General features: G+C 71.0%; 19 protein-coding genes. 4 read left to right on the top strand and 15 right to left on the bottom strand.

The features are described 5' to 3' along the window. Window positions 1–235: 235 nt before the first annotated feature. Both IA22_RS0124985 and nrdR read right to left on the bottom strand, forming a co-directional pair. The gene (locus tag IA22_RS0124985; protein ID WP_014153659.1) at window positions 236–3,139 is read right to left on the bottom strand and encodes a vitamin B12-dependent ribonucleotide reductase; all 2,904 of its coding nucleotides are present in this window, start codon (window positions 3,137–3,139) and stop codon (window positions 236–238) included. Window positions 3,140–3,286: 147 nt separating this feature from the next. Then, a complete protein-coding gene (nrdR, locus tag IA22_RS0124980) occupies window positions 3,287–3,802 on the bottom strand; it encodes a transcriptional regulator NrdR (protein ID WP_014153660.1) in 516 nt (171 codons plus the stop codon). Window positions 3,803–4,336: 534 nt separating this feature from the next. Between nrdR and lexA the strand changes: the two genes are divergently transcribed. Then, window positions 4,337–5,134: a transcriptional repressor LexA gene (gene lexA, locus IA22_RS0124975; RefSeq protein WP_014153661.1), complete on the top strand. Its 798-nt coding sequence runs from the start codon at window positions 4,337–4,339 to the stop codon at window positions 5,132–5,134. A 73-nt stretch (window positions 5,135–5,207) separates the two neighbouring features. On the opposite strand, the gene IA22_RS0124970 is transcribed toward lexA, so the two are convergent. From IA22_RS0124970 to IA22_RS0124950, 5 genes are read right to left on the bottom strand one after another with little or no spacing between them, the layout of a single operon-like run. Then, entirely contained in the window at window positions 5,208–7,175 is a 1,968-nt protein-coding gene (locus IA22_RS0124970) for an ATP-dependent DNA helicase (RefSeq protein ID WP_015579028.1), read from the bottom strand. Between the two features lie 50 nt (window positions 7,176–7,225). Then, entirely contained in the window at window positions 7,226–9,085 is a 1,860-nt protein-coding gene (locus IA22_RS0124965; RefSeq protein ID WP_030124893.1) for an IucA/IucC family protein, read from the bottom strand. A gap of 60 nt (window positions 9,086–9,145) precedes the next feature. Next, on the bottom strand, window positions 9,146–9,865 hold the full coding sequence (locus IA22_RS0124960) for a GNAT family N-acetyltransferase (protein ID WP_015579025.1): 720 nt from the start codon (window positions 9,863–9,865) through the stop codon (window positions 9,146–9,148). Between the two features lie 31 nt (window positions 9,866–9,896). After that, entirely contained in the window at window positions 9,897–11,810 is a 1,914-nt protein-coding gene (locus IA22_RS0124955; protein WP_030124892.1) for an IucA/IucC family protein, read from the bottom strand. Between the two features lie 28 nt (window positions 11,811–11,838). Beyond that, complete coding sequence (locus IA22_RS0124950; protein WP_030124891.1) at window positions 11,839–13,230, bottom strand: diaminobutyrate--2-oxoglutarate transaminase family protein; 1,392 nt, start codon at window positions 13,228–13,230, stop codon at window positions 11,839–11,841. Between the two features lie 338 nt (window positions 13,231–13,568). Between IA22_RS0124950 and IA22_RS0124945 the strand changes: the two genes are divergently transcribed. Beyond that, window positions 13,569–14,780 (top strand): trypsin-like serine peptidase, encoded by a 1,212-nt coding sequence (locus tag IA22_RS0124945; RefSeq protein ID WP_051694837.1) that lies wholly within the window; start codon window positions 13,569–13,571, stop codon window positions 14,778–14,780. A 117-nt stretch (window positions 14,781–14,897) separates the two neighbouring features. On the opposite strand, the gene hflX is transcribed toward IA22_RS0124945, so the two are convergent. The 6 genes from hflX to miaA all read right to left on the bottom strand — a co-directional run bounded on the left by hflX (window position 14,898) and on the right by miaA (window position 22,869). Next, entirely contained in the window at window positions 14,898–16,409 is a 1,512-nt protein-coding gene (gene hflX / locus IA22_RS0124940; protein ID WP_014153669.1) for a GTPase HflX, read from the bottom strand. Between the two features lie 133 nt (window positions 16,410–16,542). Further along, window positions 16,543–18,060 carry a M1 family metallopeptidase gene (locus IA22_RS0124935; RefSeq protein ID WP_030124889.1) on the bottom strand — a complete coding sequence of 506 codons (1,518 nt, stop codon included), beginning with the start codon at window positions 18,058–18,060 and terminating at the stop codon, window positions 16,543–16,545. Between the two features lie 95 nt (window positions 18,061–18,155). Further along, window positions 18,156–20,303, bottom strand: coding sequence for a RelA/SpoT family protein (locus tag IA22_RS0124930; RefSeq protein WP_030124888.1), 2,148 nt, complete (start codon window positions 20,301–20,303; stop codon window positions 18,156–18,158). Between the two features lie 141 nt (window positions 20,304–20,444). After that, window positions 20,445–21,317: a diaminopimelate epimerase gene (gene dapF, locus IA22_RS0124925; RefSeq protein ID WP_015579018.1), complete on the bottom strand. Its 873-nt coding sequence runs from the start codon at window positions 21,315–21,317 to the stop codon at window positions 20,445–20,447. A 68-nt stretch (window positions 21,318–21,385) separates the two neighbouring features. Further along, entirely contained in the window at window positions 21,386–21,823 is a 438-nt protein-coding gene (locus IA22_RS0124920) for a membrane protein (protein WP_014153673.1), read from the bottom strand. A 107-nt stretch (window positions 21,824–21,930) separates the two neighbouring features. Then, window positions 21,931–22,869, bottom strand: a complete 939-nt coding sequence (gene miaA / locus IA22_RS0124915; RefSeq protein WP_030124887.1) for a tRNA (adenosine(37)-N6)-dimethylallyltransferase MiaA — start codon at window positions 22,867–22,869, stop codon at window positions 21,931–21,933. Window positions 22,870–23,047: 178 nt separating this feature from the next. Here miaA and IA22_RS0124910 point away from each other — a divergent pair, with 178 nt between their 5' ends. After that, on the top strand, window positions 23,048–23,293 hold the full coding sequence (locus IA22_RS0124910; protein WP_014153675.1) for an antitoxin: 246 nt from the start codon (window positions 23,048–23,050) through the stop codon (window positions 23,291–23,293). Between the two features lie 77 nt (window positions 23,294–23,370). On the opposite strand, the gene IA22_RS0124905 is transcribed toward IA22_RS0124910, so the two are convergent. Both IA22_RS0124905 and miaB read right to left on the bottom strand, forming a co-directional pair. Continuing rightward, the gene (locus IA22_RS0124905; RefSeq protein WP_030124886.1) at window positions 23,371–24,090 is read right to left on the bottom strand and encodes a class III extradiol dioxygenase subunit B-like domain-containing protein; all 720 of its coding nucleotides are present in this window, start codon (window positions 24,088–24,090) and stop codon (window positions 23,371–23,373) included. A 14-nt stretch (window positions 24,091–24,104) separates the two neighbouring features. Then, on the bottom strand, window positions 24,105–25,625 hold the full coding sequence (miaB, locus tag IA22_RS0124900) for a tRNA (N6-isopentenyl adenosine(37)-C2)-methylthiotransferase MiaB (protein ID WP_030124885.1): 1,521 nt from the start codon (window positions 25,623–25,625) through the stop codon (window positions 24,105–24,107). Window positions 25,626–25,723: 98 nt separating this feature from the next. Between miaB and IA22_RS0124895 the strand changes: the two genes are divergently transcribed. Beyond that, window positions 25,724–26,722 carry a TAXI family TRAP transporter solute-binding subunit gene (locus IA22_RS0124895; protein ID WP_015579013.1) on the top strand — a complete coding sequence of 333 codons (999 nt, stop codon included), beginning with the start codon at window positions 25,724–25,726 and terminating at the stop codon, window positions 26,720–26,722. The last annotated feature ends 35 nt before the right edge of the window (window positions 26,723–26,757 follow it).

The raw sequence follows: 26,757 nt of genomic DNA, 5'->3' as shown, positions 1-26,757 counted from the left end.
CGGGCGGCCCGCCCGGGCCCGCGCCGGCAGGTCACGCTCGCACCCGGTACCCACACCTCCGGCTGCGGTGTCGTGCTCATCCGCCACCGCTTACTGGCACGGCGCGTGCCACGGCGGCACGGAGTGGCGGCACGCCGAAGGGGACCGGCCGTCGGCCGGTCCCCTTCGTGAACTGCTGGTCAGCGGTCCGCGCGAGCCGCACCGGACACCTTGTCCGGTGCGGCTGCGGTCATGCTCAGCTGCAGCCGCTGGTCGAGCCGCAGCCCTCGCAGATGTAGCAGGAGCCCGCACGCTGCATCTTCGTACCGCACGAGAAGCACAGCGGTGCGTCCGCGCTGATACCGAGCTGCATCTCGACCAGTTCGGCCGAGGTGTGCGCGGTCCTGGGGGCCGGCTTCTCCGCGACGCTCTCCTCGGCCGGGGCGACGGCCTTCAGCGGCTCCACGGGCAGCGGAGCTGACTGGGCCATGCCCTCCAGGTCCTCCTCCCCGAACGCGGGCTCGTACGAACCCGTGTCGAGGTGGCGCTGACGCTCCTCGGCCGAGTGGATGCCGAGCGCGGAACGCGTCTCGAACGGCAGGAAGTCGAGCGCCAGGCGACGGAAGATGTAGTCGACGATCGACTGCGCCATCCGCACGTCCGGGTCGTCCGTCATGCCGGCCGGCTCGAAGCGCATGTTCGTGAACTTGGAGACGTAGGTCTCCAGCGGCACGCCGTACTGCAGACCGACCGAGACGGCGATGGAGAAGGCGTCCATCATGCCCGCGAGGGTGGAGCCCTGCTTGGACATCTTCAGGAAGACCTCGCCGAGACCGTCGTCCGGGTAGGAGTTGGCGGTCATGTAACCCTCGGCGCCGCCCACCGTGAAGGAGGTGGTGATGCCGGGACGGCCCTTGGGCAGACGCTTGCGGACGGGGCGGTACTCGACGACCTTCTCGACGGCCGTGCGAATGGTGTCCTCGGCCTTGGCGGTGACCGCCTCCTTCTCCTTCTCCTTGGTCTTGGCGGAGAGGGGCTGGCCGACCTTGCAGTTGTCGCGGTAGATCGCGAGCGCCTTGACGCCCATCTTCCACGCCTCGAAGTAGACCTCCTCGACGTCCTCGACGGTGGCCGTCTCCGGCAGGTTCACCGTCTTGGACAGCGCGCCGGAGATCCACGGCTGGATGGCCGCCATCATCCGGACGTGGCCCATGGCCGAGATGGAGCGCTCGCCCATGGCGCAGTCGAAGACCTCGTAGTGCTCGGTCTTGAGGCCCGGGGCGTCGACCACGTTGCCGTGGTCGGCGATGTGGGCGACGATCGCCTCGATCTGCTCCGGCTGGTAGCCGAGCCTGCGCAGTGCCTGCGGGACCGTGCCGTTGACGATCTGCATCGATCCGCCGCCGACGAGCTTCTTGAACTTGACCAGCGCGAGGTCGGGCTCGAGACCGGTGGTGTCGCAGGACATGGCGAGACCGATGGTGCCGGTCGGCGCGATGACCGAGGCCTGGGCGTTGCGGAAGCCGTTCTTCGCACCCAGACGGATCACGTCCTGCCAGGCCTCCGTGGCGGCGGCCCAGACCGGTGCGTCGAGGTCGTCCATACGGACGGCCACGGCGTTGGCGTCGGAGTGCTGCTTCATGACGCGCTGGTGCGGCTCGGCGTTGCGGGCGTAGCCGTCGTACGGGCCGACGACCGCGGCGAGCTCAGCGGAACGGCGGTAGGAGGTGCCGGTCATCAGCGAGGTGATGGCGCCGGCGAGCGCACGGCCGCCGTCGCTGTCGTACGCGTGCCCGGTGGCCATCAGCAGGGCGCCCAGGTTGGCGTACCCGATGCCCAGCTGGCGGTAGGCGCGGGTGTTCTCGCCGATCTTCTGCGTCGGGAAGTCCGCGAAGCAGATGGAGATGTCCATCGCCGTGATGACGAGCTCGACGACCTTGGCGAAGCGCTCGGATTCGAAGGACTGGTTGCCCAGGCCGTCGTCCTTGAGGAACTTCATCAGGTTCAGCGAGGCGAGGTTGCACGAGGTGTTGTCCAGGTGCATGTACTCGCTGCACGGGTTCGAGCCGTTGATCCGGCCGGACTCCGGGCAGGTGTGCCAGGCGTTGATGGTGTCGTCGTACTGGATGCCGGGGTCGGCGCAGGCCCAGGCGGCCTCGGCCATCTTGCGGAAGAGGGACTTGGCCTCGACCTCTTCGATGACGTCACCGGTCATCCGGGCGCGCAGACCGAACTTCCCGCCGGCCTCGACGGCCTTCATGAACTCGTCGTTCACACGGACCGAGTTGTTGGCGTTCTGGTACTGGACGGACGTGATGTCGTCGCCGCCCAGATCCATGTCGAAGCCCGCGTCGCGCAGGGCGCGGATCTTCTCCTCCTCCTTCACCTTGGTCTCGATGAAGTTCTCGATGTCGGGGTGGTCGACGTCGAGGATGACCATCTTGGCCGCGCGGCGGGTGGCGCCACCGGACTTGATCGTTCCTGCGGAGGCGTCGGCACCGCGCATGAAGGAGACCGGACCGGAGGCGTTGCCGCCGGAGGAGAGCAGTTCCTTGGAGGAACGGATGCGGGAGAGGTTCAGGCCGGCGCCGGAGCCGCCCTTGAAGATCATGCCCTCTTCCTTGTACCAGTCGAGGATCGACTCCATGGAGTCGTCGACGGCCAGGATGAAGCAGGCCGAGACCTGCTGCGGCTGGGGCGTACCGACGTTGAACCACACCGGGGAGTTGAAGCTGAAGATCTGGTGCAGGAGGGCGTAGGCCAGCTCGTGCTCGAAGACCTCGGCGTCGGCGGGGGAAGCGAAGTAGTTGTAGTCCTCGCCGGCCTTCCGGTACGTCTTCACGATCCGGTCGATCAGCTGCCGCAGACCGGTCTCGCGCTGCGGCGTGCCGACAGCCCCCCGGAAGTACTTGCTGGTGACGATGTTGACCGCGTTCACCGACCAGAAGTCGGGGAACTCGACGCCACGCTGCTCGAAGTTGATCGAGCCGTCGCGCCAGTTGGTCATGACGACGTCACGGCGCTCCCACGCGACCTCGTCGTACGGATGCACGCCGGGAGTCGTGTGGATGCGCTCGATGCGCAGGCCCTGCTTGGTCGCAGTCGACTTGGCTCCCTTGGTGCGGGAACCTCGTGCCGGGCCGCTCGCCGTCTCTGTCATGCCGCCTCCCATATGTGGGCAAAAACGCCCTGAAGTGCCCAGTTCTTCCCAGGGCACAGTGTGTGTCTGATGTTCCGGACGCCGCGCACAGCGTCCCGGAACAGGTCTGGTGCCGCCCGCCGCCGCCTCCGGCGGCCGACTCGGTGATCAATCAGCGGCGGCTACGGCGGGGGCGGGGACCCCGGGGGTCCCAGCACTCCCGCATTGCTCTGCACGGGGCAGCTCCTCGCGGAGCTCCACGATGGCGGCCTCGAAGTCCTCGAGCGAATTGAACGCCCTGTACACCGAGGCGAAACGCAGGTACGCGACGAGGTCGAGCTCCTGCAGGGGGCCGAGTATGGCCAGTCCCACGTCGTGGGTCGTCAGCTCGGCGCTCCCCGTGGCACGCACGGCCTCCTCGACCCGCTGGCCGAGCTTCGCCAGGGCGTCCTCGGTGACGGGACGGCCCTGACACGCCTTGCGGACTCCCGAGATGACCTTGGTGCGACTGAAGGGCTCGGTCACGCCGCTGCGCTTGACCACCATCAGCGAACAGGTCTCCACCGTCGTGAAGCGACGGGAGCAGTCGGGGCACTGACGCCGCCGCCGGATCGACGTCCCGTCGTCCGTCGTGCGACTGTCCACGACCCGGCTGTCGGGGTGCCTGCAGAAGGGGCAGTGCATGTCTCCGAACCCTCCTTCACAGCACGACTGAATAGCCCTCCGTGCCCTGTTCAGGGCCCCTGAGGACGGTCCCAAGCATAGGCGATGAACCAGACCCCGCCCGACCGGGGACCACTACTTGTGGGTGGCGACAGCAATGCAACCACTACATCTAGGGTTTCGCCCCGACTTCGCCCCCGCGCGTGTCGCGCTTTCCCGAGGACCGGGGGGCAGCCTACGGCCAGCCACGAGGGTACGGGAAGCGAGCGGAGGGCGAGGCCTCGGGCCCGGCCCGCGACCGGGCCCGGCGGGAGCCGGGAGGGGCCGTCGCGGCGCGCCCGGGACACCCACCCCGCACGCGAGGACGGACCCGCCGGACGTTAGCGTGAACCCCCGGAGCCACCCCCTGATTGCGGCCCGCAGGACCAGCTCATACACCTCTCGGTAAGTCCGCAACAGCCCTTTATTTGTTTTTCACTCGAACGTGTGTTTGGCGCAACCTTTCGAAAGCTACTACCGTTGGCTAACTAGGGAGAACATTCGAGAGGGGCCGACGTGACCACCACCGCAGACAGTGCCACCATCACTGCCCATGACCACCGCTCCCAGAGCCGACTTGAGCCGGTGCATGCCATGAATGACTCAGTCATGAACGCGGAGGGGCCAGAGCCCGCACGACCCGCGCGATCCCTGCCCGGCCGCCCTCCAGGAATCAGGGCGGACAGCTCGGGGCTCACCGACCGGCAGCGGCGCGTGATCGAGGTGATCCGGGATTCCGTCCAGCGGCGTGGGTACCCTCCGTCGATGCGCGAGATCGGCCAGGCGGTGGGGCTGTCCAGCACCTCGTCCGTGGCCCACCAGCTGATGGCTCTGGAGCGGAAGGGTTTCCTGCGCCGCGACCCTCACCGGCCGCGCGCGTACGAGGTCCGGGGCTCGGACCAGCCCAGCACGCAGCAGACGGACACCACCGGAAAGCCCGCGGCGTCGTACGTCCCCCTGGTCGGCCGGATCGCCGCCGGCGGACCGATCCTCGCCGAGGAGTCCGTCGAGGACGTCTTCCCGCTCCCCCGCCAGCTCGTCGGCGACGGCGAGCTCTTCGTGCTGAAGGTCGTCGGTGATTCGATGATCGAGGCAGCGATCATGGACGGCGACTGGGTCACGGTCCGCCGCCAGCCCGTCGCGGAGAACGGCGACATCGTCGCCGCCATGCTGGACGGAGAGGCCACCGTCAAGCGCTTCAAGCGCGAGGACGGCCATGTGTGGCTGCTCCCGCACAACGCCGCCTACCAGCCGATCCCCGGTGACGAGGCGACGATCCTGGGCAAGGTCGTCGCGGTGCTGCGGCGGGTCTGAGCTCCGCCGGTCCGGACCGGGCCCCGGGACCTCTGCGCCGGTCCCGGGGCCCTGACGTGTGTCTGCCAATGGTTCACTGCGCGGCTTTGGCCGCCGCGTCGATGGCCGCGAGCGAGCGCCTCGCCTGGTTGCGGTCCGTGGTGTACCAGAAGTCGGGCAGCGAGGCACGGAGGTAGCTTCCGTACCGTGCGTTGGCCAGCCGGGGGTCGAGCACGGCGACCACACCCTTGTCGCCCATCGCCCGGACCAGCCGTCCGGCGCCCTGCGCCATCAGCAGCGCGGCATGGGTCGCCGCCACCGCCATGAATCCGTTGCCGCCGGCCTCCTCGACCGCCTTCTGCCGGGCGCTCATCAGCGGGTCGTCCGGCCGGGGGAACGGGATCCGGTCCATGACGACCAGTTGGCAGCTGGGGCCGGGGACGTCGACGCCCTGCCAGAGGGACAGCGTCCCGAACAGACAGGTCTCGGGGTCCGCCGCGAAATTCTTGATGAGCTCACCGAGCGTCTCCTCGCCCTGGAGCAGGATCGGCTTGTCCTGGCGGCCGCGCAGTTCCTCGGCTGCCGCCTGAGCCGCCCGCATCGACGAGAACAGCCCCAGGGTGCGGCCGCCCGCCGCCTCCACCAGCTCGGCGAGCTCGTCGAGCATGTCGGTACGGGACCCCTCCCGCCCAGGCGTGGCCAGGTGGCGGGCGACATACAGGATGCCCTGCCTGGGGTAGTCGAAGGGCGAGCCGACGTCGAGGCCCTTCCACTGCGGGATGTCGTCGCCCGCCGTGCCTTCGGGAGCGAGCCCCAGCGATGCTCCCACCCCGTTGAAATCGCCGCCGAGCTTGAGGGTGGCCGAGGTCAGGACCACGGACCGGTCGGCGAAGAGCTTCTCCCGCAACAGCCCGGACACGGACAACGGCGCGACCCGGACCGACGCGCCGAAGCGGTCGTGCCGTTCGTACCAGACGACGTCGTACTCGGAGCCCTGGGTCAGGCGCTCCGCGACGCTGTGGATGGACTCGACCGACGCCATGGCCTGCTTGCGCACGGCGTCCTCGTCCTGGACGGACTTGTCTCGCGTACCGCCGAGCGCGGTGATCACCGTACGCGCGGCGTCACGCAGGGCCATCAGTGCGTAGCCGAGGTCCTCCGGCACCTCTTCGAGGCGCCCCGGGAGCGCCAGCTCCATGACCCGCTCGAACCCCTCCGACGCCGTCATCAGGGCGTCGGCCGCCTTCTCGTTGACCAGCTTGGCCGCCCGGCGCACCGCCCGGTTCACCTGGCCGGGGTTGAGCTCGCCGGTGGCCACTCCGGTGACACGGGAGACCAGCTCGTGCGCCTCGTCGACGATCAGCACCTCGTGCTTGGGGAGCACGGGGGCTCCCTCGATCGCGTCGATCGCGAGCAGGGCGTGGTTGGTGACGACGACGTCGGCGGTCTTCGCCCGCTCACGGGCCGCCTCCGCGAAGCATTCCGCACCGTAAGCGCACTTGGTGGCCCCGAGACACTCACGCGAGGAGACCGAAATCTGGGACCAGGCGCGGTCCGAGACACCCGGCGTCATGTCGTCGCGGTCACCGGTCTCCGTCTCGTCGGACCAGTCGCGCAGGCGCAGCAGGTCCTGGCCCAGCTTGCTCGACGGCGCCGCCGCTTCGAACTGGTCGAAGAGCCCTTCCTCCTCGTCCTGCGGCGCCCCCTCGTGGAGCCGGTGCAGACAGAGGTAGTTCGACCGGCCCTTGAGCATCGCGAACTGGGGCCGCCGGCGCAGCAACGGGTGCAGGGCCTCGACCGTGCGCGGCAGGTCCCGCTCCACCAGCTGGCGCTGGAGTGCCAGCGTCGCCGTGGCCACCACCACACGCTCGCCGTGGGCGAGCGCCGGCACCAGGTAGCCGAGCGACTTGCCCGTCCCGGTGCCGGCCTGGACGAGCAGATGGGCGTTGTCGTCGACTGCCTCGGCGACGGCCTCGGCCATGGAGACCTGGCCGGGCCGTTCCGTACCGCCGACGGCGGTGACGGCGGCGTGGAGGAGCTCGGGGAGAGATGGCTTCGTCATAGCGCGTCCACCCTACGGCGCTCCACTGACAGCGCCGGCCGGTCCCGGACTCACGCGGAGGGGTGGAGCGGGTTGGGTACGGTGCCGTGGACGGCGGCGTGGGGCCGCTCCGACCGGTCGCGGTAGCCGTCCAGATGCAGACGGTTGCGGTTGAGGCACAGGCGCTCGATCGTCGGCGTCAGCATGTCGAAGATCTCGAACCGCTCCTTGAGGTCCGGGAAGCGGGCGTGGTGCCTGAGGATCTCGGCACGGACGAGTGACCAGAATTCACCCTCGGGTACGCCCAGTTGCTCATCGCAGAGCGGCGACAGATAGCGGAAGACGCCCACGAAAAGCCCGGAGTGGATGAACTGGGTGAGGAAGGAGGGCTCCTCCGTGAGCAGGACGGCACGGACGTCCGCCGGCATGGTGTCGTGCTCGGGCAGCTTTCGGGCGCTCACGTTGACGTCGTCGACGAAGTCCTTGATCGCGAGGCGTACCGGCACGTCGTCGGCGTCGAAGACGACGATGGCGTTCTCGCCGTGCGGGGAGAAGACCGTGCCGTAGCGGTACAGGAAGTGCAGGAGCGGCGGCAGCATCGCGGCGAAGAGCCGGGTCAGCCAGGCTTCCGGAGCCAGTCCCGAGCGGATGACGAGCTCGGCGGTGAAGGAGCGGCCTTCGGGGTCCGTGTGCAGCAGCGACGCCAGCGTGCGGGCGCGCTCGCCCGGTGCGAGCCGCGGTTGGAGGGGCTCCCGCCAGATCGCCCCGAGGATCTCCTTGAACTGGTAGGGCGACTCGGGGAGGTGGTCGTAGAGCGGGTGCTCGACGGTCACCGAGGCGACCTCTCCGAGGAGGATGACGCCGCAGGTGTCGCGGAGGAAGGGATCGCTCTCGCACATTCCCTGGACCCACGCGGTCACGGCGGGGGCGGCGTGCGTGCGCTCGGTGGGCAGTCCGCGCCAGACCAGGGTGTTGAGGATCGACAGGGGCAGCTTGACCGTGTGCCGGTCGGGACTCCCCACGTTGGTGAAGGTCCGGATGGACTGCTGCGGCAGCCGGAGGTCGGTGTCGGCGTGCAGGGGCACGATGTCACCGTCCGCGAGGGCCGGGGCGAAGAGCGGGACGACCCATTCGTCCCACTGCCACGGATGCACGGGGAGCAGCAGGTAGTCGGCGGGGTCCAGTCCGCGTAGGCGCAGGATCGTGGCGAAGGACTCGCGGACGTCTGGGTCGAGTTCCTGGCCGTACAGGTCTTCCGGGGTGGAGACAGGTCCCACTCCCCGGTAGCCCGCTATGCGGGTGCTGACGGCGATCCAGGGCAGTGCGGTGGCGGACCGGGCCTCCGGTGCGAAGCGGGCGGCGTCGGAGGAGGAGAACCCGATGCGCCCCTTGTTCGCCACGAGCCAGGGGTGTCCCGTCTGGTGCCCCTCGAGCTCGGCGTACGGCAGTTCGGCGAGCTGCGCCGCGCTGAGCGCGGTGTGGTCGAGCCGGGCGTCCGCGGTGAGTGTCGCGGTGAGCTCACGGATGAGGTGGGCGAGCGTGGCGCCGTCGAGGTCCAGGAGCCGGCGGCCCCGGGCGAGGAAGCGCAGCGGGTCCCGGAAGGGTGTCCCGTCCCCGCCCCGGTCTTCGAGGTCGTCGCGGGCGACCTCACGGATCGTGGCGGGGTCGACGCGCCAGCCACCGTAGACACCGCGTCCGGCGTGGAAGACCAGGGCCGCCCCGTCGTCGAGCCGCACGGCGTAGTGGCCGGTCCGCCCCGCGCCGTCGCCGGTCCGGGGCACGGGCTCGATGATCTCCTCGTAGGCGAACTCACCGAGCATCTTGGCGAGGAGCCTTGCCGCTGCCCGGTCCCAGACGGTCCGGTCGAGCTCCGGTGTGTCGATCGGCGTGTGCGGCTCCGTCTGATGGTGACTCGCGGGATATGCAGGCACGGGGACTCCTCCGGGTGGGACCGATGGGGTTCGAGCGGGCTGTACGGTTCGGCGAGTTGTTCACAGGTGTTCGCGGTGGGCTCGGTCACGGACCATCAGGGCGGCGCGCTTGTCGGGAAGGTCCACTTCCTCGGAGAAGCGGAAGCCGGCGCTCAGGAAGGCGGACACGGACGGGTCGTTACGCAGGTCGGGTTCCGCGACGACCCGTGCGCAGCGGGGACGATGGTCGAGTACGAGATCGGCGACGGCCCTCAGCAGCGTGCTCCCGATGCCCCGTCCGCGGTTGCCCACGCCGCCGATGAGGAGGTGCAGCCCCATGTCGTGGGGGCGTGCCGGGTAGTGACGGGCCAGCGGGTCGAGATCGGCACGGTAGATCTCCCAGTAGCTCATGGGCCTGCCGTCGAGGACGCCGAGGCAGGGGACGCTGCGGCCGTCCCCCGTGAGCTGTCGGCCGAGGTGGGCGCCGGTGACCGAATCCGGTCCGGCGAGCTCCCAGAAGGCGGCGACGGCGGGGTCGTTCATCCAGCGGCTGATCAGCGCCAGATCGCGGTCCGGCACCACGGTGACGAGTCGGAACACCCCTGCGGAGGTGGTGACGGGGCTCCATCCCCCGGGGTAGCCGACGAGAGCGGAGGCGTCGCCTCCTGTGGCGTCCGCCGCGGGAGGCTCACCGAGCAGAACGAGGAGCTCCTCGGTGAGCCGCAGCTCCAGGGTGTCCTCGGTGCCGGTGGCGTCGGTCAGGTCGCCACCGGGCCCGGTGTGGGCATCGGCGTGATGCACCATGACGCTCTCCTCTCGTGGGTTCAGACGGTCATGCCTGGTCGCCGCGGAGCGGGTTGGCGATGGTGACGTACACGGACTGCGTGTCGACCGGCCCGACCAGTTCGTCGAGGCCGTGCATCCGGGTCAGCAGGTTCGCCTTGCAGCGCAGTTGCCCGGTTTCCAGGAGGTAGGCGGGCAGGGGGGAGCCCAGCGGGACGGCTCCTTCGAGGAAGCGGCGGAACGCGGCGAGGAGGAGTTGTTCGTCGGCGAGCCCTTGGGCCCCGAATGCTCCGATCAGCCCGAACACGTTGTTGATGCCGAGGTAGTAGGCGAGCCGTTCGTCGGTGACGGCGTCCGGGACGAAGGTGTCGCTCACGGTGCCGATGCCGGGGAGCCGACGTTCGAGCGCGGACCGGTGGGACTCCCGGAAGTAGTAGCCCTGGTTGTCGCGGTACCTGCCGCCGACGGGCCAGCCGTCCGCGTCGAGGATGACGAGCGTGTTCTGCTGATGGGCCTCCAGGGCGACGCCCGCGTGCCCGTCGAGCCAGAGGACGGGGAGGACGACGCGGTCGAGGTAGCGCAGGAACCACTCGGCGCACACCGCTCCGGTCGTCCTTCCCGTGCGCGCGGCCAGCGAGTGGACCGTGTCGGCGAGCCGCGAGTGGGTGCCCGGCCGGCCGGGCCACGGGCGGGGGGCGGTCAGTCCGGCGATGCACACGGCGTCGTCGGCCGGGCCGAACGGATTGTGTCGGAGCATCACGTCGAGGCCGTGGACAGGACCGCCGTCCGGGTGGTCGACCGCCAGCCATGCGGGGTCCCGGACGATGTCGAAGCCCGGGTGCGCCTCCTGCCACCGGTCGGCCAGACCGGTGCGCAGCAGCCGGTGGACCTCGGCTCCGCGGTGCAGCTCCTTGCGGAGGTTCTCCCGTCGGGAGTTGGTGATACGCACACCCAGGGACAGCTTCAGCATGAGGTCGGAGCCGGTGCGGTGCACCGTGCGGACGGAGGAGGTGGGGTGCCAGCGTTCGCCGTGCGGACCGAGGTCGTGCAGCAGGCCCTTCTCGCACAGTGCGACGACGTCGGGGCGGCGCAGGACCTCCGCGGCCTGCCAGGGGTGGAGCGGGAGGGCCGCGCTCCCTTCGGGGAGGCTCAGGCCTTCGGTGTGGGGAGCGAGGAGTGCCTCCGCCGGTACGGGCCTGCCGGCCTTCGTCCAGGTCGACTCCGTGGCCAGCACGGAGCGGTCCACGGCCATCCAGTGGAGCGGGAAGGAACCGCGCAACTCTGGTGAGTAGAGCAGCGTTTCGGCCTCGGAGAGACCCTCCCGGCTCTTGGGTGTGGGGTGCAGGGGGTGGCCGAGGACCAAGGACTGCTCGGCGGTGAGGAAGAGGTCGGCCTCGGTCGACACGGTGGGGGTGCGGCGCCGCGCCGCGATAAAGGCAGCCGTGTGCCGTACGGAGTCGGCGACCCTGGCCACCAGATCGACCGCGGAGTTCCGCTCGTTCTCGCGGCTCAGGAGCGCTGCCACGGTGACGGCGTCGACACCCGGGGCTCCCGCGGGCGCGTTCTCCAGGGCCGGGGTCCCGAAGCGGTGCCAGCCGGTGGCGGACCAGTGGGTGACCGGGACGAGCAGCGCGGTGCCGCTCGCGGGAAGCGGGATGCGCAGGGTGTCTCCCTGCGGGCGGGGCAGGTCGTTCTCCCTGGTCCAGCAGCGCAGCAGATTCTCCGTACCGGCCGAGTCGGCGGCCCAGAGCGGGTCCGGGTGGTCCAGCGGTTCCGCCGGGCGGACGCGGTCGGCGGGGAGGCCTGTGGGGACGGCCGAGCCGGCGCGGGGGGTCACGTGCGGACCGGCCTTCTGGCGCGGCACGGTCGTCGACTCGACGGCGAGCGGGCCCTCCGGCAGGTCGTGTCCTCGCTGCTGGCTGGTGAGGGGGCCGTCGGCCTCGGGCGCGGGAGTGGGGTTCACAGCGGTCTTCCTTGTGAGGGGTCCGGGATCAGCGGGTCGGACCGGCGGCGGCCCGGCGGTACGGCGAGCGCTCGGCCGCTCTCAGCGCGTCGGCGAGACGGTCGACGACCGCCGTCGCCTGTTCGTCGGTGAGGGTGAGGGGAGGGAGCAGCCGCACCACGGCGCCGTGGCGACCGCCGAGTTCGACGATGAGGCCTCTGCGCAGGCACTCCTGCTGCACAGCCGTGGCGAGCGCGGGGTCGGGCGGCGGGGCGGAGCCGTTCTCCGCGGTGACGGTCGGCGGCCCTGCCTCGGGGTCGACGAGCTCGATGCCGATCATCAGACCGCGGCCCCGGACGTCGCCGATGCTCGGGTGGTCCGCGCTCAGGGCCTGGAGTGCGGCGAGCATGCGCGCGCCCAGCGTGCCCGCGCGTTCGGCGAGCCGGTTCTCCCGTACGTACGCGAGAGTCGCGGCGCCGGCCGCCATGGCGAGCTGGTTGCCCCGGAAGGTGCCCGCGTGCGCACCCGGCTGCCAGAGGTCGAGCTCCGAGCGGTAGACGATCACAGCGAGGGGCAGCGAACCGCCGATGGCTTTCGAGAGCACCATCACGTCGGGCACGATACCGCTGTGTTCGACCGCCCAGAAGGTGCCGGTCCTGCCGACGCCGGTCTGCACCTCGTCCGCGATCAGGGCGATGGAGCGCTCCCGGGTGATCTCCCGCATCCGGCGCATCCAGCTGTCCGGGGCGGGATTCACCCCGCCCTCGCCCTGGACCGGTTCGAGGATCATGGCGGCCGGTTCCGGCACGCCGCTCTTGGGATCGTCCAGGAGGTATTCGGTCCAGCGCGCGGCGATGTCGGCGCCCCGCTCTCCTCCCGTGCCGAAGGGACAGCGGTAGCGGTGCGGGAAGGGCAGCCTCGTCACCCGCACGTCCGTGGCACCGCCCGAGGCGGCGAGGGCGCCCGCGGTCATCCCGTGGTACGCGCCGGTGAAGGCGAGGAGTTCACTGCGTCCGGTCGCCGCCCGGACGAGCTTGAAAGCCGCCTCGACGGCGTCGGTGCCCGCGGGGCCGCAGAACTGGATCCGGGCGTTGTCGGCGAACTCCCGGGGCAGCGTGGAGAACAGCTCGGTCGTGAAGGCGTCCTTGACGGGGGTGGCCAGATCCAGCACGTGCAGCGGTGCGCCGGAGTCGATGACCTTCCTGACGGCTTCGAGTACGACGGGGTGGTTGTGGCCGAGGGCCAGGGTCCCGGCTCCGGAGAGGCAGTCGAGGTAGCGCCGGCCGTCCGCGCCCTCGATGGTCATGCCGCGCGCGCGTACCGGCACGATCGGCAGGGACCGCGCGTAGGTGCGGGCGGCCGATTCACGGAGGGCCTGACGCCGCAGGATCCCTTCGTGCGCAGGAGGGAGTTCCACCGGAGCTGGTTCGGTCACGGCCACGGCTGTTCGGTCCTCCTGCTGTAACAGTTGGGTTGCCATTCGTACGGTCCCGCGAAGGCGGACCGCGCCGATGAACGCCGTCCGGGTGTCCCCCGTACGTACCAACGACGCGGAACGCGGGAGATCACGGGTAAATCGGAAGATCCTTGCGCAGGCGGAACCGTGGCCCTGCCGCACGCCGTCCCCATCGGCACCGGCATAGTGGAGGCCGCACCGGGGGCGGGGGCCGCCGCTCAGAAGTGTGTGCGGTTGCGGCGCGTCCGTGTCGCGCACCCCGAGTCCGCAGTGCAGTACCGACGTCAGTGACGAAGTCCCAGGGGGATCACCAGATGCGACCCATGCGCCCTACCGACACAGCACGCCGCGGGAGGAGCGCCGGTCGCACCCCCCGGGTGTTCGCCGCAGCCGCCCTCGCCGCTGTCCTGACGCTCACCGCCACCGCCTGCGGGCCGGAGGAGGACGGCGCGACCGGTGAGCCGAGCAGTTCCACCGGCCAGTCGTCCGACGGGAAGGTCACCATCCCGGACGATCTCAAGGACCGCCTCAAGGAACACGGGATCAACCTCGACGAGTGGCGGGACGGCGAGTGGAAGAACTGGGACAAGGACACCTGGCTGCGTGAGGCCAAGGACTACGTCAACCCGATCATCGAGGACCTCTGGGACCCGGACCGGATGCGCGAGGCCGACAAGCCTCCGGAGAACCCCGTCGACAACGACATCTCCGGCGACGAGGGGGTGACGGACCCGACCCCCGCACCGGTCGAGGCGGCGGGCCTGAAGACTCCGTACCACGACAGCGCCCCCGCGTCCGGGAAGCTCCTGTTCGACGGCCCCGAGGGTTCGATGGTCTGCTCGGCGACCGTCGTGCAGGACCCGGCCCACCCGGGCAGGTCCAACATGGTCTGGACGGCCGGCCACTGCGTGCACGCGGGCAAGAACGGCGGCTGGTACCGCAACATCGCCTTCGTGCCCTCGTACAACGACACCGGCATGTCGACGGCCGAGCTGCAGAACGCGTCCAAGGAGCAGATCGCTCCGTACGGCGTGTGGTGGGGCCAGTGGGCGCAGACCTCCGACCAGTGGATCAGCCAGGGCGCCGCGACCGGCGGGCAGGGCGCTCCGTACGACTTCGCCGTACTCCAGGTCGCCCCGGAGAAGGGCTCGACGGGCAAGTCCCTCGAGGAGACCGTCGGTTCGGCCCTCCCGGTCGAGTTCAACGCCCCCGCCGTCCCGGAGATCGACAGCATGACGGCCACCGGCTACCCGGCGGCTCCGCCGTACGACGGCCAGAAGGCGCTGCAGTGCACCGACCGGCCGGGCCGCCTGGCGGTCTTCGAGGCGCAGCCGACGATGTACCGCATCGGCTGCACGATGACGGGTGGTTCCTCCGGTGGCGGCTGGGTCGCGGAGGGGCAGGACGGAAAGCCCGCCCTGGTCTCCAACACCTCGATCGGCCCGGTGACGGCGGGCTGGCTGGCCGGTCCGCGCCTGGGCACGGAGGCCAAGGGTGTCTACGAGGCCGTGAGCAAGAAGTACGCGGGGCGGTAGGACGGCGACCGTGGGCCCCGGGTACGGCGCGTGCCGTACCCGGGCCCCACGGCTGAGCGGTGAGCACGCGGAAGGCCGGGCCCCCGGAGGGGAGCCCGGCCTTCCGCGTCGGTCGTGTCAGTGGGCGACCGGTGCGAACATCCCGAGGTCGGCGCTCAGTTCCTCGTGGACCCGTGCCTTGAGGATCGTGCCCTCCGGGGTGTGCTCCTCGGAGAGGACCTCACCCTCGGCGTGCACCCGGGAGACGAGCGCGCCCTGGGTGTACGGCACGAGCGCCTCGATCTCGACGGACGGGCGCGGAAGCTCGGCGTCGATGAGTGCCAGCAGTTCGTCGATACCGGCGCCCGTACGTGCCGACACCGCGATCGCGTGCTTCTCGGTGCGCAGCAGGCGCTGCAGCACCAGCGGGTCTGCCGCGTCCGCCTTGTTGATCACGACGATCTCGGGTACGTCGACCGCGCCGACCTCCCGGATCACCTGACGCACGGCGGCGAGCTGTTCCTCGGGCACCGGGTGTGCGCCGTCCACCACGTGCAGGATGAGGTCGGAGTCGCCGACCTCCTCCATGGTGGAGCGGAACGCCTCGACCAGGTGGTGGGGAAGGTGCCGTACGAAGCCCACGGTGTCGGCGAGGGTGTAGAGCCTGCCGCTCGGCGTCTCGGCCCGGCGCACGGTCGGGTCGAGGGTCGCGAACAGGGCGTTCTCCACGAGGACACCCGCACCGGTGAGCCGGTTGAGCAGCGAGGACTTCCCGGCGTTGGTGTATCCGGCGATGGCCACCGAAGGCACCTTGTTGCGCTTTCGTTCCTGGCGCTTGATCTCCCGGCCGGTCTTCATCTCCGCGATCTCCCGGCGCATCTTCGCCATCTTCTCGCGGATCCGTCGCCGGTCCGTCTCGATCTTGGTCTCACCGGGACCACGGGTGGCCATGCCGCCACCGCCGCTGGAACCGCCGCCGCCCATCTGACGGGAGAGCGACTGACCCCAGCCTCGCAGGCGCGGGAGCATGTACTGCATCTGTGCCAGCGACACCTGCGCCTTGCCCTCGCGGGACTTCGCGTGCTGGGCGAAGATGTCGAGGATCAGCGCGGTCCTGTCGACCACCTTGACCTTGACGACGTCTTCCAGATGGATCAGCTGGCCGGGGCTGAGCTCACCGTCGCAGACGACGGTGTCGGCCCCGGACTCGAGAACGATGTCGCGCAGCTCCAGCGCCTTGCCCGAGCCGATGTAGGTGGCCGGGTCGGGCTTGTCGCGCCGCTGGAACACGGCGTCGAGCACCTGGGCGCCCGCCGTCTCGGCGAGGGCCGCGAGCTCCGCGAGGGAGATCTCCGCGTCACGCACGGTCCCCGACGTCCAGACACCGACGAGGACCACGCGCTCCAGGCGCAGCTGTCGGTACTCGACCTCGGTGACGTCCTCGAGTTCGGTGGAGAGTCCCGCGACACGGCGCAGCGCCGCACGCTCGGAGCGGTCGAGCTGGTCCCCGTCCCGCTCTCCGTCGATCTCGTGGCTCCAGGCGACGTCCTCTTCCATCAGGGCGTCGGCCCGAAGGCTCTCGGTGAAGCTCTCGGAGTTCGCATCCGTGGCGCTCTGCGCGTCCTGGGGAAGGGAGGAAGAGGAGGTCATTGGATCCTTACGTCGATAGATGTCCGCTACGTCAGTCACAACGCGTGACCCCGCCGGAAGATTCCCCACGGGGCGCCCCACCGGCCGGCCGCCGTGCCGACGCGTCGATAGTGGCATGTCCCCGCGCGGCCCGTCACTCGGGTTTCGGTGCCCGCCGGGGGTCCTGCCCGTGCTCCGCCGGCGCGGGGATCCGGCCGCCCGCGGCGCTCCGGGGCTTCTCGCTGCGCCAGTCGGGGTGCCCGGGCATCGGCGGAGTCCTGGTCCCGTACAGCCACCCGTCGAAGAACGCCGTCAGATCCCGCCCGGCGATTCCCGACGCCAGGTCCGTGAACTGCCGCGTGGTCGCCGAACCGTTCCGGTGGACCCGGACCCAGGTGCGCTCGAGGCGGTCGAACGCGGCGTCGCCGATCTCCTCACGCAGGGCGTACAGGACGAGCGCGCTCCCGTCGTACACGACCGGCCTGAACAGGCTGATCTTGTGATCGGGGGAGGGCGCGTCGGGACGGGCGGGCGGGCCGCCGGCGGCGCGCCAGGCGTCGGAGCGGCTGTAGGCCTCACGCATCCGGCGTTCCATCGGCTTCCGGGCGTGTTCCTCGGCGTAGCGGGCCTCGTACCAGGTGGCGTGTCCCTCGTTGAGCCACAGATCGGACCAGGACCGCGGGGAGACGCTGTTGCCGAACCACTGGTGGGCGAGCTCGTGCACCATGACCGAGTCGACGTACCACTCGGGATGCCCCGCGTCGGTGAACAGGGAGCGTTCGAAGAGCGAGAGCGTCTGGGTCTCCAGCTCGAACCCCGTCTCGGTGTCGGCGACCAGGAGCCCGTACGTCTCGAAGGGGTACGGGCCGACCTGCTCCTCCATCCAGGCCAGCTGTGCCGGGGTCTTCCTCAGCCACGGCTCCAGCTTCCGCCGGTCGGCCGCGGGCACCACGTCGCGTACCGGCAGCCCGCGCGGTCCGGTGCGGCGCAGGACGGCGGAGCGGCCGATGGACACCTGGGCCAGTTCGGTGGCCATCGGGTGCTCGGTGCGGTAGGTCCAGGTGGTCGATGCGCCGTGTTCCCGCCTCCCGGTGGGCAGACCGCCCGCGACGACCGTGTACTCCTTGGGCGCGGTCACACGGAAGGTGAAGTACGCCTTGTCGGCGGGGTGGTCGTTGCCGGGGAAGACACGGTGGGCGGCGTCGGCCTGGTTCGCCATCGCCAGGCCGTCGGAGGTCGGGACCCAGCCCCCGTTGTCCTTGTCCCCCGAGGGGTCACTCGTGTGCCGCACGGTGATCCGCACGGGCGTCCCCGCGGGGAGCCGCGAGGGCGGGTCGACGACGAGGTCCTCGCCCGCGGCGGCGAACTCGGAGTCGAGGCCGTCGACTTCGACGGACCGGACCGTGCCGCGGGTGAAGTCCAGGTTGATCCGGTCCAGGGGTGCGGTGGTCCGCGCGTCGATGGTGGTGACGGCGTCGAGGGGCTCGGTGTTGCTGCCCCCGTAGGTGAGTGAGATGTCGTACGCGAGGACGTCGTAACCGGGGTTGCCCAGGTGGGGGAACAGCCGGTCGCCGATGCCGAGCGGCTGGGGTGCGGGCAGGGTGGCGGCGACGAGGGTGACCGACGCGGTGGCGAGCAGGGCTGCACGCAGTCGGCGGGAGGTGAGCGGCATGGACTACGGCTACCAGCGCGCGCCGTCCGCACGGGAGTGGCGCGCGCCGCACCACCCGAACGGGGTCGCCCGGCAGCGGCAAGGGGAGGCCGCGGTCAGCCGGTGGCGGCGGGCTGCTGGGCGCGGCTCACGTCGTACACGCCGGGGACGTCGCGCATGGCCCGCATGAGGCCGGGCAGTCCCGCCGCGTCCGGCAGCTGCAGCGTGTAGGTGTGCCGGACGCGCTGTTCGCTGGGCGGCTCGACGGTCGCCGAGACGATGGCCGCGTCGGCGGTGGCGATGGCCTCGGTGAGGTCGGCGAGGAGCCGGGGGCGCCCGAAGGACTCCGCGACGAGGGTGACCTTGTAGTCGGTGGTTCCGCTCCAGTCGCCCGGATCGTCCCAGCGGGCCCCGACGGCCGCCCGGCCGGTCCCTCGCATGCGGGCCACCGCCGGGCACTCCTCCCGGTGCACCGTGACCGCCCCACCGCGCACGGTGAAACCGATGATGGTGTCGGGCGGGACGGGAGTGCAGCATCCGGCGAGCCGGACCGGTGCCCCCGGCATGTCGACGACCACGCCCGCCGCCCGGTCGGCGGCCCGGCTCCGGGTGCCCGCCGCGTCATCGGCCGGCTGCGCCTGGGGTTTCGGTGCGTCGGGCCGGCTCTTCTGAGGCCCCTGCGCGCCGTCGGGATGGGCGTCGAGCCACCGGGTGATCGCGATCCGGGCGGCGGGGGTGCGCGCGTGGTCGAGCCACTCCGGGGAGGGACCGGACGAGGCGTCCTGGGCGAGCAGCAGCTGAACGGTGTCGCCGTCGTTCAGTGCGGTGCTGAGGGTGGCCAGCCGGCCGTTGACGCGGGCCCCGATACAGCCGTGGGCCTCGTCACCGTACTGCGCGTAGGCGGCGTCGACGCAGCTGGCGCCCGCGGGCAGGCCCAGCGTCCCTCCGTCGGTGCGGAAGACGGTGATCTCCCGGTCCTGCGCGAGGTCGGCACGGAGCGTGGCCCAGAAGGTGTCGGAGTCGGTGGCCGACTCCTGCCAGTCCAGGAGCCGGGAGAGCCAGCCGGGCCTGGTCGGGTCGGCACGTTCGCCGTCCGCGGGTTCCAGCTGCTGTGCGGCGGCGGTGCCGTCCTGGGTGTAGGGATTGCCGAGGGCGACGACACCGGCCTCGGCGACCTTGTGCATCCGGTGCGTACGGATGAGGACTTCGGCGACCGCGCCCTCGGAGCCGACGACCGCCGTGTGCAGCGACTGGTAGAGGTTGAACTTGGGAGCGGCGATGAAGTCCTTGAACTCGGAGATCACCGGCGTGAAACAGGTGTGCAGTTCGCCCAGGACCGCGTAGCAGTCGGCGTCCTCCCCGACGAGCACGAGCAGCCGCCCGAAGTCGGTGCCGCGCATCTCGCCGCGTTTGATCCTGACCCGGTGCACGGACACGAAGTGACGTGGCCTGATGAGCACTTCGGCGTTGATGCCGGCGTCCCGCAGGGTGGATCTGACGCGGTCGGCGATCTCCGTGAGCGGGTCCTGCGCGCCCTCCCAGGCGGAGATCAGGGCCTGGGTGCGCTCGTACTCCTCCGGGTGCAGGATCGCGAAGACGAGGTCCTCGAGTTCCGTCTTGAGTGCCTGCACGCCGAGGCGTTCGGCGAGCGGGATGAGTACGTCCCGGGTGACCTTGGCGATCCTGGCCTGCTTCTCGGGCCGCATGACGCCGAGGGTGCGCATGTTGTGCAGCCGGTCGGCGAGTTTGATCGACATGACACGGACGTCGTTCCCGGTGGCGACGAGCATCTTGCGGAAGGTCTCGGGCTCGGCGGCGGCCCCGTAGTCGACCTTCTCGAGCTTGGTGACGCCGTCGACCAGGTAACAGACCTCGTCGCCGAACTCCTCCCGCACCTGATCGAGGGTCACCTCGGTGTCCTCGACCGTGTCGTGGAGCAGCGAGGCGGTCAGGGTCGTCGTCTCGGCGCCGAGCTCGGCGAGGATCAGGGTGACGGCGAGGGGGTGGGTGATGTACGGCTCACCGCTCTTGCGCATCTGGCCGCGGTGGGAGGACTCGGCGAGGACGTAGGCCTTGCTCAGGATGGCCAGGTCGGCGTCGGGGTGGTGCGCACGGTGCGCGTCCGCCACGTGCCCGATGGCGTCGGGGAGCCGGTCACGGGAGACCGGCCCGAGCAGGGCGACACGGCCCAGTCGGCGCAGATCGATCCGTGCGCGACCGCGCTTGCGAAGGGGAGCACCTGGATTGGCGGCCTCTGCGCTCATGGGGGCACCTCCGGCGACGTCGACCGGCAGGGAAGGGATGCGGATACACCCCCGGGCCGGTGCTTGATGCTATCGACCCCACCACGTGGCGCAGTCCCGCTCTCGCCCAGCGTGAAACGGATCACCCATTCGAGCGAAGCTCTAACCGATCATCGTTTCGACCCACGACGGGTCGATCACGCCCTCGGCGACGATGACCGCGGGTCCGGTCATGTCGATCCCGCCGTCGGGGTGTTCGGTGATCACCAGGGTGCCTCCGGGGAGGTCGACCGTGTACGTCGCGGGGGCTCCGGTCTGCGCGGGGTCCACGCCGTCCCGGCGTGCCGCCGCGACGGCGACCGCGCAGGCGCCCGTGCCGCAGGAGCGGGTCTCGCCGGAGCCGCGCTCGTGGACGCGCATCGCGACGTGCCGCGGTCCGCGGTCCGCGACGAACTCGATGTTGACGCCGTCCGGGTAGACGGACTGCGGGCTGAACGGCGGTACGGAGAACAGGTCCCCGGCGTGGTCCAGGTCCTCCACGAACGCGACGGCGTGCGGGTTGCCCATGTTCACGTTCCGGGCGTCCCAGCTGCGGCCGTCCACGGTGACCGTGACCCCGCTGCCGGGGAGCACCGCACGCCCCATGGAGACCGTGATGTCGCCGTCCTTGTCGATGTGCGCCCGCTTGATCCCGCCCCGGGTCGCGACGGCCAGGTCGCCCTCGGCCACGAACCCCGCGCGCTGCAGGTAGCGGGCGAAGACGCGGACCCCGTTGCCGCACATCTCGGCGACCGAGCCGTCGGCGTTGCGGTAGTCCATGAACCACTCGGCCTCGTCCGCCATGTCCCTGGCGTCGGGGTGGGCGGCGGACCGTACGACGTGCAGGAGTCCGTCACCGCCGATGCCCGCGCGGCGGTCGCAGAGCCGGGCGACGACGGGAACAGGCAGGTCGAGGGCGTTGTCCGGGTCCGGAACGATCACGAAGTCGTTCTCGGTGCCGTGTCCCTTGAGGAAGGCGATCTGCGAAGTGCTCACGGAGCAACTGTACGAGGCCGTGGCGACGCTTCGCCGGTCCGGGGCCCGCGCCGCCGGCCGTCGGGCCCTCAGCGGAGGCGGGCCACGCGCCAGACCGCCAGGGCGACCAGCACTGCGCACACGGCGACGTACAACGCGACCACGCGCCAGTCGGGGCGCTCGTTCGCCCCTCTGGGCGGCAGACCGGGCCAGGTGTTCCCGACCCGGCGCGCCGCCATCATGCCCCAGCCCGCGGCGCAGCAGCTGATCAGAAGTCCCAGCATCGCCACCACGGCGCCGCCGCCGCCGAACTCGAAGGCGAGCGGGAAGGCGAACATCAGGGAGCCGACCGCAGCCAGCAGCACGATCGGCGCGAGCTGCCAGATGCGCATGCGGCGGGCGGGTCGGAGCTCGACCTCGACCTCGGGGACGACGTCGAGATCGTCGGGTCCGTCCGGGTTCAGACGTCCCGCTTCATGACGCGTGTGCGGTGCGTCTCGGTCTGTGTCGCGAGGGCCGGCCTCCATCGCCACGCGCCCTCCCAACTCGGACTCCACTGGTCGATCGATGCTCGATGATGGCACGCCCCCGACCGCCGAAATGACGGGCGGAGCTTCCCGATGCCATCACGTGATCAGGCTGTAACCGCTCGTTCGACCAACGCCAGCGCCCGGCCGGGGAGTTCCACGCGCTGTGTCTCGGCACCACTGAGCCACTCGACGCGCGGGTCGCGGCGGAACCACGAGTCCTGACGGCGCGCGAAACGCTTGGTGGCCCGTACCGTCTCCGCGCGCGCCTCGTCCTCGGTGCACTCCCCCGCGAGCGCCGCGAGGACCTGCTGGTAGCCGAGCGCCCGCGAGGCGGTGCGTCCCTCGCGCAGCCCCCGGGCCTCCAGATCGCGCACCTCGTCCACGAGTCCGGCCTCCCACATCCGGTCCACGCGGGTGCGGATCCGTTCGTCGAGCTCGGGGCGTTCCACGTCCACGCCGATCTGGAGGGCGTCGTAGACGGCCTCGTCACCGGGGAGGTTGGCGGTGAACGGCTTGCCCGTGATCTCGATGACCTCCAGGGCGCGGACGATCCGGCGCCCGTTGCTCGGCAGGATGGCCTGGGCCGCTCCGGGGTCCAGCGTGGCAAGCCGGGCGTGCAGGGCGCCGGAGCCGTGCTCCGTCAGCTCCTGTTCGAGCCTGGCGCGTACACCGGGGTCCGTCCCGGGGAACTCGAGGGCGTCGATGGCGCCCTTCACGTAGAGGCCCGAGCCGCCCACCAGGACGGGGGTCCGCCCCTCGGACAGCAGCCGGTCGATCTCGGTGCGGGCGAGCCGCTGGTACTCGGCGACGCTCGCGGCCTCGGTGACGTCCCAGATGTCCATCAGGTGGTGGGGAACGCCGTCACGCTCGGCCGGGGTCAGCTTCGCGGTGCCGATGTCCATGCCGCGGTAGAGCTGCATGGAGTCGGCGTTGACCACTTCGCCGCCGAGCTGTTGGGCGAGGAACACTCCCAGGTCGGATTTTCCGGCCGCGGTGGGACCGACGACGGTGATGACACGGGGGGTGGGAGCTGGTGTTCTCACCGGGACAGTGTCCCAAACTTCGGGACACCTCCCGACCGGGGAGGGCGGCCCCCTCACTGCTCCGCCCGGCACGGACCCGTTCACTCCACCCGCTGCCGTCGGACACGGCGAGTGACGCGAGATTGCTCACAGACGGGTAAAATGTGACCACAGTCCCCCCAGCACGGAAGGTGGCCCCATGGGTTTCCTGGACAACCTGAAGGCCAAGCTGGCCCCGGCCAAGGAGAAGGTCGGCGACCTCGCGCAGCAGCACGGGGACAAGATCGACCAGGGCCTCGACAGGGCCGCCCGCACGGTCGACGAGAGGACCAAGGGCAAGTACAGCGACAAGATCGTGTCCGGCACGCAGAAGGCCAAGGACGCGGTCGACCGCCTGGGCAGCAAGAACGAGGGCGGCACGCCGCCTCCGCCGCCCGCTTCCTGACCCGGGCCCGGCGGCACCGAGGGCCGCGGAGCGAAGCCGCTCCGCGGCCCTCGGTGCGTTCCGGACCGGTCGATCCGTCAGGACCAGGCGGCGACGGCGTATCCCACGCCGTACGGAGCGTCCTCGTACAGCAGCCGGCCGCCGAGGCCGGCGCCCCGGGCAGCGCCGGCGAGCACCTGCCAGGGCGCCCTGCCCGCCGCTTTCAGTTCGTACGCGAGCGACTCGTCCAGGGCCTCCAGCGCGGCGAGGTCGGCGCTTGCCAGCGCACGTACGGCCGCCGCGTCGAAGCCGGCCGCCCGCTCGTCCAGGTAGCCGGGCGCCTTGACCGTACGGCAGGCGCTGCCGTCGCCCATGACCAGCAGGGCGACGCGTTCGGCCCGGGCGGCCAGGTCCGCGCCGACGCGCACGCAGCGGTCGGCGGGGAGCGTCTCCTCGACTCCGAGCCCTTCGGCCGGGGCGCCGTCCCACCGGGCCAGGCCGAGCAGCCAGGCGCCGACGGCGAGGGACGCCGGGAGCGGGCGTTCCGGCGCCGGAGAACCGGCGGGCGGCTCACCCAGCCGTACGGTCAGGTCCACGCCGAACCCGGCGAAGGAGCCGGACGAACCGGGCGGGAACGGGCCCCGGCCGTCGGGCCCCGCGGGACCGGCCACGATGAGCAGGTCCGGCCGTGCGGCGGCGAGCACGCCCAGTGCGTCGAGGCACGCGCTTCTCGCGGCGTCGAGCTCGGGCCCGGCCCCCCTGGCCACCTCGGGCACCAGGAGCGGCGGGCAGGGACAGACAGCGGCGGCGACAAGCATGCCGGTCAGCGTACTCAGTCGCAGCCGCACCCCGGGGTGGCGGCCGCGGGCAGCGGGGCGGGGGCGCCGATGCCGGGCAGACCCAGCATCACGCCTGCGGGCTGGGCGGCAGGAGCCGCGGTGCGCTTCTCCCAGGCGTCCCCGGACCGCGTACGCCGGACCCCGAGGGGCGCGCCCTCGGCGAGGAGGTGGTGCGGGGCGGCGTAGCTGATCTCGACGGTGACGACATCACCGGGGCGCACGTCCTCGGACGGCTTGGTGAAGTGGACGAGCCGGTTGTCGGGAGCGCGGCCGGACAGCCGGTGCGTGGCGCCGTCCTTGCGGCCCTCGCCCTCCGCGACCATGACGTCCAGGGTGCGGCCGACCTGCTTCTTGTTCTCGTCCCAGGAGATCTGCTCCTGGAGGGCGGACAGGCGCATGTAGCGCTCCTGCACGACCTCCTTGGGGATCTGTCCCTCCATCTCGGCGGCGGGGGTCCCGGGGCGCTTGGAGTACTGGAAGGTGAAGGCGTTCGCGAAACGGGCCTCGCGCACGGCGTGCATCGTCTGCTCGAAGTCCTCCTCGGTCTCCCCGGGGAAGCCGACGATGATGTCGGTGGAGATGGCGGCGTCCGGCATGGCGGCGCGCACCTTCTCGATGATCCCGAGGAAGCGCTCCTGGCGGTACGAACGGCGCATCGCCTTGAGGATGGTGTCCGAGCCCGACTGCATCGGCATGTGCAGCTGGGGCATCACGTTCGGCGTCTCGGCCATCGCCGCGATCACGTCGTCGGTGAAGTCGCGCGGGTGGGGCGAGGTGAAGCGGACGCGCTCCAGGCCCTCGATCGTGCCGCAGGCCCGCAGCAGCTTGGAGAAGGCCTCGCGGTCCCCGATGTCGGAACCGTAGGCGTTCACGTTCTGCCCGAGCAGCGTGATCTCGCTGACCCCTTCGGCGACGAGGGCCTCGATCTCGGCCAGGATGTCGCCGGTGCGACGGTCCTTCTCCTTGCCCCGCAGCGCGGGGACGATGCAGAAGGTGCAGGTGTTGTTGCAGCCCACGGAGATCGACACCCACGCGGCATAGGCGGACTCGCGGCGGGTGGGCAGGGTCGAGGGGAACGCCTCCAGGGACTCGGCGATCTCGACCTGCGCCTCCTCCTGGACGCGGGCGCGCTCCAGCAGGACCGGCAGTTTGCCGATGTTGTGCGTGCCGAAGACGACGTCCACCCAGGGTGCGCGCCGCACGATGGTGTCGCGGTCCTTCTGCGCCAGGCAGCCGCCGACGGCGATCTGCATCCCGGGGCGCTTCGTCTTCATCGGGGCGAGGCGGCCGAGGTTGCCGTAGAGCTTGTTGTCGGCGTTCTCCCGCACCGCGCAGGTGTTGAACACGACGACGTCGGCGTCGCCGTCCGAGCCCTCGGGGGCGCGCACGTAGCCGGCGCCCTCCAGCAGCCCCGACAAGCGTTCGGAGTCGTGGACGTTCATCTGGCACCCGTAGGTGCGCACCTCGTAGCTCTTCTGGACGTCCACTGCTTCGCTCCGGTTGCCGCTGGTCATGGGACAAGGGTAGGCGGTGACCGCGACTCTCCCGCCGCCGGAGCCCGTGCCCCGGTCCGGCCTGGCCAGGACGGGGCACCGCCTGGCAGGATCGCGCCATGCTGCACGCACTGTCCAGATTCGGCCGGCGCCGCACCCTTCAGGGGGGCGCCGCCGCCGTGGTCGTGCTCGGACTGCTGCTGTGGTGGGTGCTGCCGCTCGGTGACGAGCAGCCGACCGGTTCCCTCACCTTCTCCACCGGCGTACGCAGCGGGGTCTACCAGCGCTACGGACAGCGGCTCGAGGGTGCGCTGGCCAAGGACATGCCCAAGGTGTCGATACGGCTGCAGAACAGTGAGGGCTCGCAGCAGAACATCGAACGGGTCGCCACGGGCAAGGCCGACTTCACCATCGCCACCGTCGACGCGGTGGCCACCTATCTGCAGAGCGGCAAGCCGGGCGGCGAACGGCTGCGCGGGTGCGTGCGGCTGTACGACGACTACGTCCAGCTCGTCGTCCCCAGGGGCTCGGACATCCGCCAGGTCTCGGACCTGCGGGGCAAGCGGGTCGGCGTCGGGCAGAAGGGCTCGGGCGTGCTGCTCGTCGCGGACCGGCTCATGACCGCGGCGGGAGTCGATCCCTCGCAGGACATCACACCGGTCGAGGCCGGGATCGACACGATGCCGCAGCGGCTGGTCGACGGGGAGCTCGACGCGTTCTTCTGGTCCGGCGGGCTGCCGACCGGTGCGGTGGAGGAGCTCTCGCAGAGGCTCGACATCAGGCTGGTGCCCTTGGAGTCGCCCCTGATCAGCAGGCTCCAGGCGGCCGGCGGGTCCACCCGGCACTACAGGTCCGCGGTCATACCGGCCGACGCCTACGACCACGCGCAGCGGGGTGAGGCCGTCCAGACGGTGGCAGTCGCCAACCTGCTGATCACCACGGACCGCACCGATCCGCGGATGACGGAGGCCTTCACCCGCACCGTGATCGACAGCCGGGACCGGATCGGGCGGGAGGTGCACGCCGCGCAGCTCGTGGACCTGCGCACGGCGATCTACACCGATCCGCTGGAGCTGCACGAAGGGGCCAGGCGCTACTACCGCTCGTCCAAGCCCTGACACCGTCCGCGCGGCATCGGGCGGGCGGGCCGTGA

Source organism: Kitasatospora papulosa (assembly GCF_000717245.1).
Lineage (GTDB): Bacteria > Actinomycetota > Actinomycetes > Streptomycetales > Streptomycetaceae > Streptomyces > Streptomyces papulosus.
The sequence above is the reverse complement of the archived record's forward strand: the minus strand, read 5'-3'. Positions and strand labels throughout refer to the sequence as shown.

What these genes read in the sequence shown, in the direction of transcription:
- IA22_RS0124985 (WP_014153659.1), bottom strand. Translation starts at nt 3,139, where the DNA reads ATGACAGAGACGGCGAGCGGCCCGGCACGAGGTTCCCGCACCAAGGGA.
- nrdR (WP_014153660.1), bottom strand. Translation starts at nt 3,802, where the DNA reads ATGCACTGCCCCTTCTGCAGGCACCCCGACAGCCGGGTCGTGGACAGT.
- IA22_RS0124970 (WP_015579028.1), bottom strand. Translation starts at nt 7,175, where the DNA reads ATGACGAAGCCATCTCTCCCCGAGCTCCTCCACGCCGCCGTCACCGCC.
- IA22_RS0124945 (WP_051694837.1), top strand. Translation starts at nt 13,569, where the DNA reads ATGCGCCCTACCGACACAGCACGCCGCGGGAGGAGCGCCGGTCGCACC.
- hflX (WP_014153669.1), bottom strand. Translation starts at nt 16,409, where the DNA reads ATGACCTCCTCTTCCTCCCTTCCCCAGGACGCGCAGAGCGCCACGGAT.
- IA22_RS0124935 (WP_030124889.1), bottom strand. Translation starts at nt 18,060, where the DNA reads ATGCCGCTCACCTCCCGCCGACTGCGTGCAGCCCTGCTCGCCACCGCG.
- IA22_RS0124930 (WP_030124888.1), bottom strand. Translation starts at nt 20,303, where the DNA reads ATGAGCGCAGAGGCCGCCAATCCAGGTGCTCCCCTTCGCAAGCGCGGT.
- IA22_RS0124920 (WP_014153673.1), bottom strand. Translation starts at nt 21,823, where the DNA reads ATGGAGGCCGGCCCTCGCGACACAGACCGAGACGCACCGCACACGCGT.
- IA22_RS0124910 (WP_014153675.1), top strand. Translation starts at nt 23,048, where the DNA reads ATGGGTTTCCTGGACAACCTGAAGGCCAAGCTGGCCCCGGCCAAGGAG.
- IA22_RS0124905 (WP_030124886.1), bottom strand. Translation starts at nt 24,090, where the DNA reads ATGCTTGTCGCCGCCGCTGTCTGTCCCTGCCCGCCGCTCCTGGTGCCC.
- miaB (WP_030124885.1), bottom strand. Translation starts at nt 25,625, where the DNA reads ATGACCAGCGGCAACCGGAGCGAAGCAGTGGACGTCCAGAAGAGCTAC.
- IA22_RS0124895 (WP_015579013.1), top strand. Translation starts at nt 25,724, where the DNA reads ATGCTGCACGCACTGTCCAGATTCGGCCGGCGCCGCACCCTTCAGGGG.